The 12,427-nt window shown below is 39.4% G+C and carries 9 protein-coding genes; 3 read left to right on the top strand and 6 right to left on the bottom strand.

The window, feature by feature from the left end; all coding sequences use genetic code 11:
• Nucleotides 1–71: 71 nt before the first annotated feature.
• Entirely contained in the window at nt 72–938 is an 867-nt protein-coding gene (locus M0R79_RS01935) for a hypothetical protein (RefSeq protein WP_248416641.1), read from the top strand.
• Between the two features lie 216 nt (nt 939–1,154).
• On the opposite strand, the gene M0R79_RS01930 is transcribed toward M0R79_RS01935, so the two are convergent.
• Together M0R79_RS01930 and rlmN are read right to left on the bottom strand one after the other, a co-directional pair.
• The gene (locus M0R79_RS01930) at nt 1,155–1,397 is read right to left on the bottom strand and encodes a thioredoxin family protein (protein WP_248416642.1); all 243 of its coding nucleotides are present in this window, start codon (nt 1,395–1,397) and stop codon (nt 1,155–1,157) included.
• Nucleotides 1,398–1,525: 128 nt separating this feature from the next.
• A complete protein-coding gene (gene rlmN, locus M0R79_RS01925) occupies nt 1,526–2,659 on the bottom strand; it encodes a dual-specificity RNA methyltransferase RlmN (protein WP_248416643.1) in 1,134 nt (377 codons plus the stop codon).
• A gap of 218 nt (nt 2,660–2,877) precedes the next feature.
• On the opposite strand from rlmN, the gene thiT reads away from it, so the two are divergent.
• The gene (gene thiT, locus M0R79_RS01920; protein WP_248416644.1) at nt 2,878–3,441 is read left to right on the top strand and encodes an energy-coupled thiamine transporter ThiT; all 564 of its coding nucleotides are present in this window, start codon (nt 2,878–2,880) and stop codon (nt 3,439–3,441) included.
• A gap of 998 nt (nt 3,442–4,439) precedes the next feature.
• Here thiT and M0R79_RS01915 read toward each other — a convergent pair.
• From M0R79_RS01915 to M0R79_RS01900, 4 genes are all read right to left on the bottom strand, one after another.
• Nucleotides 4,440–7,745 (bottom strand): LPXTG cell wall anchor domain-containing protein, encoded by a 3,306-nt coding sequence (locus M0R79_RS01915; protein WP_248416645.1) that lies wholly within the window; start codon nt 7,743–7,745, stop codon nt 4,440–4,442.
• Nucleotides 7,746–8,073: 328 nt separating this feature from the next.
• Entirely contained in the window at nt 8,074–8,973 is a 900-nt protein-coding gene (gene rbsK, locus M0R79_RS01910) for a ribokinase (RefSeq protein WP_248416646.1), read from the bottom strand.
• A gap of 109 nt (nt 8,974–9,082) precedes the next feature.
• Nucleotides 9,083–9,619, bottom strand: coding sequence for a hypothetical protein (locus M0R79_RS01905; RefSeq protein ID WP_248416647.1), 537 nt, complete (start codon nt 9,617–9,619; stop codon nt 9,083–9,085).
• A 1,019-nt stretch (nt 9,620–10,638) separates the two neighbouring features.
• Nucleotides 10,639–11,106 (bottom strand): hypothetical protein, encoded by a 468-nt coding sequence (locus M0R79_RS01900; RefSeq protein WP_248416648.1) that lies wholly within the window; start codon nt 11,104–11,106, stop codon nt 10,639–10,641.
• Between the two features lie 236 nt (nt 11,107–11,342).
• On the opposite strand from M0R79_RS01900, the gene M0R79_RS01895 reads away from it, so the two are divergent.
• A complete protein-coding gene (locus M0R79_RS01895) occupies nt 11,343–12,278 on the top strand; it encodes a hexose kinase (protein WP_248416649.1) in 936 nt (311 codons plus the stop codon).
• Nucleotides 12,279–12,427: the final 149 nt, after the last annotated feature.

Genomic DNA, 12,427 nt, shown 5'->3' with positions numbered 1-12,427 from the left:
ACAAGCGATTTCTTTTCATTTCTTTTTAAGACCAGTTATAATATGAACAAATAAAAAAAGGAGTGACATCCATGAAGAAAAACCTGATTGCTTGCGGTCTTGCTGCCTTACTTATAGCCAGTCCCCAAGCCTCCATCATGAATGCGACATCCGCTTCAGTTTATGCTGCTAGTGAGATTAATTTTGACCAAGGATCCCAATCTGATGAAGAATATGTCCAATCGGTGATTGATCAATTTATGGCCCTAGAGAATTTGCATGCTGAAGTTGTCAATAAAGACCAAGCCGATTTTAACCAAACGATCGATATCGATACTAAAAATTTAATCGTTCGAACGGAAACGACGGGCGATTTTGGTGGAATTATGTATTCCTATGATGATGGAACAACTGCCCAAGATGCTCAATTCGAAATCGATTTGATGAAGCAAATCTATTCAGATAGTGGTGATGCGGTGGATGAAGTGGCTAAAGAACTCGAAGGTAAATATATTGTCAACCAATATCCCGAAGCCAAAGGTCAAATTGGTCAGATGATTGAAAGCTATAAGAATGCTACTGACAATCTGAAGGAATACGAAAATAAAGATGGCGTGGTTACTGCCTACAGTGAAGAGATGAATATTTCAGATAATAAAGACTTTGCTCCTTTAGCCGAAATCTATGGCGAGAATACTACCGTCAAACAAGGTGTCATCGTCGACCCGAAAGCTGAGACCTTAACTTTCGAAACCATCATTAATATTGATGAAGAAGCTCTGGAAGAGACAGAATCTGATGGGTTAGGAATTTCATTCAATGATTATATCCAAGACTCTACTTCTCAAGTTGTTCTAACGCCAGGCAGTGAAACATTACCTGCACTCGAAGACTTAGATACCATTAGTAAAGACGATCTTGATAAACTCCTCGAGGAAAAAGGCGTGAAACCTATCTAACACCTATTCTACAATTTAGACTTTTATCGATAAGATTAAATTATATAAGGCACAAAAAAGAGACCGTCTGGTAAAGCCTCTGGCTTCCTTGGACGGTCTTTTGATGATGTTATTTTCGGAAAAGTCAGTGAAAGTAAAGATTCAGTACAAAGCCAAAACAATTTACGGCCTAAATATCATCAACAAACCCCTACAAGTATCTACTACAAACCGCACCTATTCAACATGCTCTTGCAGTAAACTTTCAATTTCTGTTGGATCGGGAACATGTCCTGAACAAACCACCTGGTTATTAATCAGTAAGATCGGGGGTTCTAGCTCTTCATATTTTCTCTGTTCACTTTCATCCATATTATGCATAATGTGGGCGTCGATGCCTAAATTGACCACCGACTTGACGATAGCTTGTTCTAATTTCATACAAGCTTGACTCACCGGACCCAAAATAATAATATCCATATTTAACTCCTTCATCGAAAACACCCAAGATGCTTATCGCCTACGCGTTATAATCATATTATATACCTTTTGCTGATAAATAATAGACCTAATATGAATTTCACTTTGAAAATAGAATTCAACGAGCTTTATGAATGACTTGCTTGACGCTTGGCCTTAATCGCTTGGCGCCGATTAACCCGTTGACGACGTTCACCAGCTGAGTCCGCCTCTTTTTGTCGTTTGAGATATTGACTTCTTAATTGTCCACAAGCCGCTTCAATATCCGTTCCGTGTTCTTTACGAACCACACAATTGATGCCACCCTTCATCAAAGTATCGAAGAATTGATCAATGTGATCTTGCGGGCTTCGCTCGAATGGATTCTCAACCACCGGATTATAAGGAATTAAATTGACATAAGCTAATTTGGCAATTGGTTTTAATAATTCGACTAATTCTTCGGCATGGTGGACTTGGTCGTTGACCCCATCTATCATGATGTATTCAAAAGTAACGCGCCGATTAGTTAAATCGATATATTCATAAATTGCATCAAACAATTCTTCCATCGGGTATTTATTGTTAATCCGCATCAAGTAAGAACGTACCTCATTATTGGGCGCATGCAGGGAAACGGCCAGATTCACTTGAATCCCTTCGCGAGCGAACTGACGAATCTTAGGAGCTAATCCCGAAGTCGATACCGTAATATGGCGAGCCCCTATCGCTAGCCCCTTGTCATGATTGACAATTCTCAAGAATTGCATCACATTATCATAATTGTCAAAAGGTTCACCGATCCCCATTACCACTAAATGAGAAACCTTAGCACCCGGCTGATGTTCATCCAAATAACGTTGAATAAACATAACTTGAGCAACTATTTCACCTGCTTCTAAATCGCGTTGCTTCGGAATCAATCCAGAAGCACAGAATTTACACCCAATATTGCAACCAATTTGCGTAGTCACACAGACTGAAATACCATAATGATGGTACATCAGGACTGTCTCAATCATATTCTGATCTTGTAATTTAAATAGAAATTTGGTCGTTTGATCTTCGGCTTGTTGAACGATTTGAATTTCTAAAGGATTAAAGGTAAAGTTTTCGGCAAGTAGTTGGCGAATTTCTTTCGATAAGTTGGTCATGGCCTCCACGTCACTGACATGGTGTTGATAGAGCCATTCCCAGATTTGAGTAGCCCGATAGGCCTTATAGCCGTGTTCTTCGATGAATTGAACCCAATCGGCTAAACTTAAGCTGTAAATAGATTTCATTTGAATACTCCTTTTTTGACGACGCTCATCTTTGCAAAGTTTATCACAAAAACTAGCAATTTTCTGCATTATCTCGGAATAAATTAAGTTTTTTTCGCTATAAATACCTTAGCAAGTGCTAAAATTCTTGAAGTATAGGCAAAAAATAGCTTCTTGGCCTAAATATTGTTAAAATGGATTTATTCTATCATCGACGGTTTCAAAGAAAGGGGTTCACCATGCAACAACACAAACAATTGACAATTCTGATTGAAGCCAGCTTTATGGCCGTATTAGCCTTTATCTTCGCCTTAATTCCTTTAGATATTGGTTCAGCCTATGAAATTGAATTAGGGATGATTCCAATTATTATCTTTTCCTATCGACGCGGTTTGAAATATGGCCTATTATCAGGCTTCCTCTGGGGCTGTATCAAACTGGTCTCAGGTGATTTTACCATGTTATCCATCTTACAAGTATTGCTAGAATATATCTTCGCTTTCGCCATGGCTGGAATGGCTGGCCTAGCCCACCCGAAAATCCAGGCCGTGGTTAGCCAAAAGAAAGTCAATCTCTCGGCTCTGACTGAAGCCTGGTCGATTGGACTTGCTGTACTATGCAAATATGGCATTCACTTTATTGCGGGCGTGATCTATTGGGGCATGTATGCTCCAGAGGGAATGAGCCCTTACTTGTATTCATTTATCGTCAACGGCAGCAGCGCCTTTGCCACCTTCCTCATTACCTATATACTAATTCATCTCTTACTAAGGTTTGCACCTCGCTTAATCCAAGCCCATTAAGGAGCGAGCTGGGCTCAAGAATCATCAGATAAAACACGAATCCTGTCACGCGCAAGATTGAAAAAATCCACCCAGCTTACAAGATCTTGCCGACTTGTCGGTTAGAACTTGTCTAGTGGATTTAGGCCGAAAAAGCATCGCTTTGAAGGACGGTCTCTTGCCAGTAACAGGATTCGCTTTAATTTTTTTATTAGTGAGTTGTTGATATTTATCTAGCTAATCACTTGGTCAACGAACTTAAGATGAAACATGGGAATCAAAATCATCGGATCAGCATACTTTACCCACATCATTCCCTTGAAGCTTTCATTTTGTATGAAACGAGGCCTAAAGTAAATTTATTCGAAAGATTAATGTAACCAAGCAGTTTCTTACAGACACACTGAGACTATATATTTAAAGATAGAATATATAAAATTACAAAAACAACATAAGAATCCTGTCACGCGCAAGATTGAGAAAATCCACCCAGCTTACAAGATCTTGCCGACTTGTCGGTTAGAACTTGTCTAGTGGATTTAGGCCGAAAAAGCATCGCTTTGAAGGACGGTCTCTTGCCAGTAACAGGATTCGCTTTAATTTTTTTATAGTGAGTTGTTGATATTTATCTAGCTAATCACTTGGTCAACGAACTTAAGATGAAACATGGGAATCAAAATCATCGGATCAGCATACTTTACCCACATCATTCCCTTGAAGCCTCTGGCTTTTAGGGAATGAGTCGTAAAGTAAGTCTGGAGCTTATGATAATAAGCGAAAGACGGTGCCCAATGATTTGACATCCCATGTTTAAAACACTTAAGTTCGTTTAGGACTATTATTGATTAAGCTTTCTATTAGATTTGATCAATTTCATAAATAAAAAAAACCGAATACTCGAACCCGGTCTTCAGCAGATCATTAACAATCAAACTGAAAATTGCTTGGTTCAAGTATTCGGTCAGAGATTGATTAGCTTAATAGATAAGCTACCAATAATCCCTCATTAATCCCTTGAATTAGTTTTCTTGTCCTTGTTTACGGTAAGTGAAGACTAATCCACCAGCTAAAGCAACAGCTGCTAAAGCATAGAGAGCTGCCATATTATCCGCTTCACCTGTAGCTGGAAGCACATTGGCTGATTGAGTCTTAGCTTCGGCAACAATTGGAGCAACTGGTGCCTCTTCTTCAATTTCAATCGGTTCTTCAACTTCAGGAGTTTCTGGAGTTTCTGGAACCTCAGGTTCTTCAGGAAGTTCAACTTCTGGCAATTCAGGAACACTTGGTTCTACATCATTGTCTGGAAGTTCTGGATCCACTGGAACCTCTTCATTAGGGCAATCCACTTCTTCTAGACTACTATAAGTACCCCGCCATAAAGCATTAGCTACCCAACGGTAGAAGTAATGAGGATGACGTTTGTTCAATGGATTCCCTGCAAATAGGAAGACAGGTTGACCTTCATATAAACCATCCGCAGCCATTATCTCAGCACGGACATCATCATTATTTGGCCACCATCCAGCAATGAAGAAATCATGACCTGCGCTGGTCTTAAGAATTGGCAAGAATCCTTCTGGAAGCTTGCTCAACCAGGCAGATGAATTAGAGTAGATTAAGTCCTTATCTTCATAACCTGAAGCTAGGCCACTTGCTTTATTGACAACGGCTTTTAATAATCCTTCATAGCGTGACCGTCTTCCACTACCCACTTCTAAGCCTTTAAGTAAACCAGATTCTTCTAAGTAGCGTAAAGCATCGCCACCTAAGAAGATGGAAGGTTTCTTACCTAATAAAGCTGGGTCGTAATCATCGCCATCAAAGACGAAAGCATCCGCTTCTTCTGCAGTTTCTACCACTTGGAAGCCCATTTGTTTCAAGGCCCAATAAGCATTGGTCTTACTTGGGAAGCCAAGGTCAGCATTAGGGTTACCTGGAGCATACACTTTAATTGGTTTCAGAGCATCGCCCATTGGTTTAGCACAGATACCTTTAGCCACTAAAGCATAATCTTTAATTAAACGATCGAAAGTTGCTTTTTCAATATAGTAACCATCTGGAGCCATATAGACTTTTTCGCCTTTTTGGATGGCATCATTGATTGCTTGAATTGCTTCGAGTGAATTATTCTTCACATAGAAGTAAGGTTTGTTTTCACTCTTAGAACGAGGTGCTTGAGTATGAGTGACTTCGCCTAATTTGTTATCGAATAAACCATCATTAAAGATCGCATATGAATTGAAACCACGCATTTGTGGGAAGTTCACTAGTAATTCAGCATACATGGCCGCAAAGGTTGATTCATTCGAACCTTTATATAGAACATGGTTGGCATAGCCACGTTTAGCTTGAGCCATATTAATGACTAAGTCACCAGCTTTGTATTGTCCTACATTTTCGGTCAATTGAGAGACAATGACACCATTACGACGAAAGTATTCAATCATATCGAAAGCAGCTTGCGGATTCTTTTGATCTTCAAGTGACATTGGAATCACATAGTAGTCAGGGAAGAATTTAGGATTATCTCCTTTAATACGTCCGACCACATTTCCTTTAGAATCGACAAAGTATTTTTCAGTTTCTGGATTTTCTTCTTTATTAATACCACGTAGGAAGATATTTAATTTATCAATAAATAATTGATCGCGATGATTCATTACATAATCGATACTTCCCATACCCGCAAACACACCGGCAAAGAAAGAGTGGTCGTTCATACCAGGAACTTCAATAGTGTGCCCAAGGATTCCTTGATAAACAGCATAAACTCCAGTATAACCTGAGAAAGCATCATCCCATCCATCTTCCCAATCCAAGGCTGGGATTAGATAAGAATCATATACACTGTTTGAAATACCAGCATTTCCCATTGCTTTGGCATGAGCTAACATATTCTTATAAAGTAGATCATATTCAAAGTTAGGATCATGTGGTGCGGTACAAGGTTCAATTAAGAATTCTTTAACAAAACCGTGGAAATCCAAGAACGTTAATGGATTATATTTATTAATTTGTTCAATCACTGCTCGAGTTTCAGGCATAGTTTGATAAGAACTATCCCGGTTAGGGTCGAATCCTTCGTAAGTTGCCCGAGTATTTAAATCCATACCATCAGGGTTTTCAACGAAGTTAAATAACATAATCACATTTTTAAGAACATCGCTTACTTTAAGTTCTTTCTCAACGACTTGACCTTTGTCATCAAGGGTATTGAATTTAATCACATCTAAATGAGCGAAACGTTCAAAAGCTCCACGAACGATATCGATACCAGGTTGTTCGTCGGCGTGAGTATTATTGAAGAATACTGGCACACGATAATCAAAATTACCTGATTGAATTAATTTAATTAATTCGTCAGGACTCGTTAACATCATTGGCGTCGTTTTATTGAGGTAGGTATCAATGGATTGACGAGAATCGGCAATAATTCCCATTCGAATATCTTTACCTAAAGTACTCTTACCAATGGTTTCAATTGAAACGTAACGATCATCCTTGGCTGTATCTTTAATTTCTTCGATGGCTTTCATGGTTTCATCATAAGACATATAGTTTTCATAAGGACGATAATTAATTGGTAAACTAATTTCTTGACCTGTTTCTGGGTTGACTGCCTTCACTTCGTGTTGGCCAATCATTTCAGGATAGGTCCGACGAATATTATGTGGCCAACGTAGTTCTAAGTCATCAGACCCAAACATGGTCGCGAAGCGAACCTTGGTCACTAATTTTCCACTGGCATCTTTTTCTTGAACGACAGTGACTAATGGATTGGTTGAGTCCCATTTACCGGTCTTCATATTCCATTGCATATATTCAGAAATGTTCTTGCCATCGAAAGTCCATTGGAGTTTGCTGAACTCTTCAGGAGTTAATTCAACTGGAATGACTAATTCATGCTCATTAGTCATATAGATGGTTTCTTCATCTAACGTAATCTTATCTGCCGCAGTGGCTGCATAAGTTTGAACCTCTGGCATGTCTGGCGCAAGATGTTCTTCGACCTCTTCAGCTTCCTCTGCAGGCAATTCTGCTGCTTCTGGATCTATAGTTGGCTCAGCAAGATCTTCAGTATCTTCTTCTATGACCGGGTCTGCTTCATCAACTGGCTCGGTTTCTTCTGCAATGGTTGGTTGAGTAACCTCAATCGCTTCACTGCTAGCTTCAGGCGCTAGTACACTGGTTTCAATTTCAGGAGTGACTTCATCAATAGTCTCTTGAGCCAATACTTGACCTTGGGCAGGAACGATTAACGATAAAGCAAAAACACTCGATAGAAGTAATCGTTTACAATTTTTGACGAAAGAATTTCCTTCCATTTTACTCCTCCTAATAAAAATATGGCGCTAAATAGCGCAGGGAAATTTCTTGTAAGCTCACCCACTTTCTATAATAAAAGCCAAACCCATAACCACAATATGATAACTTTCGAGTATATTATATACTTTGTGAACGGTTTCATCAATCTGTTTTCAAGATTTTTTTCATTTTCGTTTGAATTGTTCGCCTAAGCCCTAACCATGAAAAAACAATGATAGCTATCTATCGTTGCGAATTATCTGACAATGAATTTAGTTTCCTAACCCTTAGACTCAAAATGTCAGTCTCATAAAATCTATTTGTCAATCATTTAAGTGAAGTTATTTTTCAATCAATCGCTGAATAATGTTGGCTCGCCTTTAATTCAGCTAAACTGGGTATACCATCCTGAGCGCCGAATTTTTGAATCGAAAGTGAAGCAGCAAGGTTGGCAAATTGAATCGCTGTATGCAGATTTCTACCCTCGCTCAAAGTCACAGCCAAGGCTCCATTAAAGGTATCTCCTGCCCCCGTCGTATCGACCACCTCAGCAACCGGATAGGCAGGCACCTGAACTAATTGATGTCCATCGTGGTAGAGAACGCCTTGATGACCTAAGGTAACTAAAATTTTATTCGGATAATGGATCAGTACGTCTTCGTAATTCTGCGTTCCAAAAATACTGACGAACTCAGTCTCATTTGGCGTTATATAGTTAACCTTTGCTAATAAATCCAAGGTAAACTTGCAGGCTGGCGCTGGGTTATAGATGATAGGTACCTTGGTGAGACTCGCTAAGTGAATTAATTGATTGACCGTGGCTTCAGGGGTCTCATTTTGAACCAAGAATATATCGAATATGCTAAAGACTGACTTTAAAGCCAGAATATCTTGAGTTTCTAAGGCTTGATTAGCTCCTGGTACATAAATAATCGAATTATTGCCGTCAATGAGACTGATCACAGCAGCTCCCGATCCTTGATTGGCCACTTTCTTGACCAAGCTACAATCAATCCCGTAAGATTCCAGATTATCGATCAGCGATTGACCCATCTGATCCGACCCAACGGCTCCAATCATCATGACTTGTCCGCCCAATTTGGCTGCGGCTACCGCTTGATTGGCCCCTTTACCGCCGAAATTCATCTTAAAATCTTGACCATAGATTGTTTCGCCCATCTTCACGGGCCGATCTGCCGAAACGACAAAGTCCATTGAAATACTGCCAACTACACCGATTTTTGCCAAACTCAACCCCTCATTTCACTTTTTATTTGATAAGTCCTTCAAGTTTTCTACTTAAAAATATTCTGTCCAAGGAGAAATTTCTCGCTTGTCACTTCTCTACCAACATCATTTATTCTTGTGAATAGTGCTCAATTTTCTCAATTTTTGCCTGATAATCAGCAATCATCCGCTCTTTATTCATGAGTAGTTGAGCTAAACCACTGTTCAGACTTTGACTATCACCGACGTCTTCGACCTGCTCTTTGAGATACATCAGATCCTCCTGAACCATCTCGTGGTCAACCGCTTGAAGAATTTCGGCGAGAACTTGGAAAATCTGTTCCTTCAAATGCTGAATGCGTTGCGGTTCAGCCGCCTTAATGGCTGGCAAATGATTAACCACCTCATAAAAAGCTAGCCGCCTTTGCATATGACCCTGCTCCACCCGACAATATTCTTTAACAAAAGGGCTGATGCCTGGATGTTGACCATAAATCTGATAAAAACCGTCGTAGAGCGCAAAGGTGCCTGATTTAACCTCAGGAAGAAACATGCGCTTCAAACGAAAAGTCGGGTCTTCACCAATGATTTCAGCCACCCATTTCTTACCCTCCTGATCCCCCTCTAAATAAAGGTACTGGGGTTGGTCACTCGCTTCTTCTAACATTGTCTCACCTCACCTCTAAACATTGACTCAAATTTATTCTAAACCCTTTACCAAACTGAAACAACCGATAAGAAAATACAACATCTCTTATTAGCTAAGCAACAGACAATCGCTAAGCTAGAAAGAAACAAAACTTGACTAAAAATATAACTATCGCAGCAAGTAACTGCCAACAAAATGCATTCTCACAAAACGAAAAATCTGACCCTAACAAGACTATAGAAGATCCACGTAGCTTATCAGCTCTTAGCGACTTGTCGCTTAGAGATGATCTAGTGGAACTAGTCCGGAAAAGCAAGGCTTTGGAGGACGGTCTCTTGCACAAAATTGATTCATTAATTCTCGAGTGTTTGAATGTAAATTTAATATCTCTATAGTGCTTAGGTACAAGCATGAAGCTATCAGAACCATCGGATTCGCATACTTTACCCACATCATTCCTCATAACCATTCCTTCTTTTCAAATCATTAAATGCTTTCATTCATTTAGTAAAGTTAATATAGTAAGTTTATAAAGCTATTTCAAAAATCGAAAAAGAATACTGACCCTCACAAGACTATAGAAGATCCACGTAGCTTATCAGCTCTTAGCGACTTGTCGCTTAGAGATGATCTAGTCCGGAAAAGCAAGACTTTGGAGGACGGTCTCTTGCACAAAATTGATTCTTTAATTCTCGAGTGTTTGAATGTAAGTTTTATGTCTCTATAGTGCTTAGGTCCAAGCATGAAGCTATCAGAACCATCGGATTCGCATACTTTACCCACATCATTCCCTTGAAGCCTCTGGCTTTTAGGGAATGAGTCGTAAAGTAAGTCTGGAGCTTATGATAATAAGCGAAAGACGGTGCCCAATGGTTCAAGATAGCCCATGCTAACAGACCTAAGCACTCATAAACAGCCTTTCTTTTCAAACAAAAAAAACGAACCTTTGAATGACAAACAGCTCTTCAAAGGCTCGGTAATAAACTTGCTATTTAACTATGCAAACATTTTTCTCTGAAAGAAAGTGATGCAAAATCTTATTTCTTTGGCTTATCCAAGAAGTTACTTGGTTTAAAATCTAGGAAGTTTGAAAATCCCTTACCAAAGATATGATTGAAACGATCATTGAATTGCTTATGCATATCATTGAATTGTTCAATCATTTGGTTATATTTGTCTTCATTTTCTTCGGTCACTTCAATCCAGCCCGTATCGTGACCATTGATATTCATCCGCATCTTGCGTGTGCTTTGACTGGTTGGAGCACCAGCAGTAGCTTTATCAAGCGGTTGACCTTCAACTTGATAATTTGAAACGTCTTTGTCTTCAATTTCAGCTAAGTCCACTTTCAATTGTGCCCCATGGTCTTTTAAGAAAGCAAGTTTATCTTTATCGGTTAAGTTGGCATATTTAACTAATTCCTCTTGTGAGAGGTCCGCTACCAATTGTCCTTTACCAAATTTCTCACTATCAACTTGAGCTGACACCGTATATTTGTTTAACATAATAACTTTCCCCTTTCGTCTTGTTCATTAAATTTAATCGGTAAGGAATCTCCTTACATGTTTATCATAACAGATTGGTCAACAATGGTCAAACAATACACTCACAGATTTCAGCTTAATTACTTTTCTAAATTCTGCTGGCAAAAATTTTGACCTTCTTTTCGAATGAAAGACAAGCTGTGGTATAATAAACAAAGCGAAATCATTATAATTTAATGCAAAAAGGGGAAGATAAGATGATTATTACAGTAACTTTAAACCCTTCAATTGATATTTCCTATCCTTTGGAGCAATTCAATCTCGATTCGGTAAATAGGGTTTCTCAAGTCTCCAAGACAGCTGGGGGCAAAGGGCTGAATGTGACACGTGTGCTACACGACCTTCAAGGCGATGTAATTGCAACCGGCGTTCTCGGTGGCAACTTTGGTAATTATATCCGCCAACAATTAGATGCCATCCCAGTCAAACACGACTTTACCGACATTGACCAAGAAACACGTTTCTGCCTAGCAATTCTGCATGAGGATAATCAGACAGAAATCTTAGAAGGAGGTCCGCAGGTGTCCACTCAGGAACAAGAAGCCTTCTTCCAAACTTTCGAGAGACTCCTTGAGAAAGCTACAACCGTTACAATCTCTGGGAGCATGGCCAAGGGCTTCAATCCAGATACTTATAGCAAATTGATTCAGCGAGCTAATCATCACGGTTGCAAAGTCTTATTAGACACTTCAGGGGCTAGCCTTGAAACTTCTTTAAAAGCAGAAAGCAAACCCTACCTAATCAAACCCAATATTGATGAGATTTCGGCTTTAGTAGGTAAAAATTTGAACAGTCAAGATCTAACAAGTCTAGCCCAAGAACTAGCAAACGACTTGTTTGCCGGCATTGAGTTGATTGTCATCTCAATGGGCGGACAAGGGGCCTTGGTCAAATATCAAAACGCATTCTATAAAGTTAATATTCCGAAGATTACGGTGGTCAATCCCGTTGGTTCCGGTGACTCAACCATTGCCGGCATGGCCTATGCCATCGATCGCGGGCTCAACTTTGATGAGGTCATCAAATATGGAATGACTTGTGGAATCCTAAACACAATGAATCCTAAAACAGGTGCGATTGATATGAACCAATTTGATCAAATCTATCAACAAGTGTCTCTTGAACAACTTTGATAAGCTCATTCGCTTGGCTAAGCCACAAGCCAAATAATGACTAAATAACTTTCCAAAAGCTAAAAATCTATCGCCTGATATCATAAGCCAAAAGCCTACGATTCAAGCGATAGATTTTTTGTTTGATTGACGAAAAGCCAAGATTTAAT

The sequence above is a fragment of the Ignavigranum ruoffiae genome (assembly GCF_023195815.2).
GTDB lineage: Bacteria > Bacillota > Bacilli > Lactobacillales > Aerococcaceae > Ignavigranum > Ignavigranum ruoffiae.
This window is presented reverse-complemented; position numbering and strand designations above follow the sequence as displayed.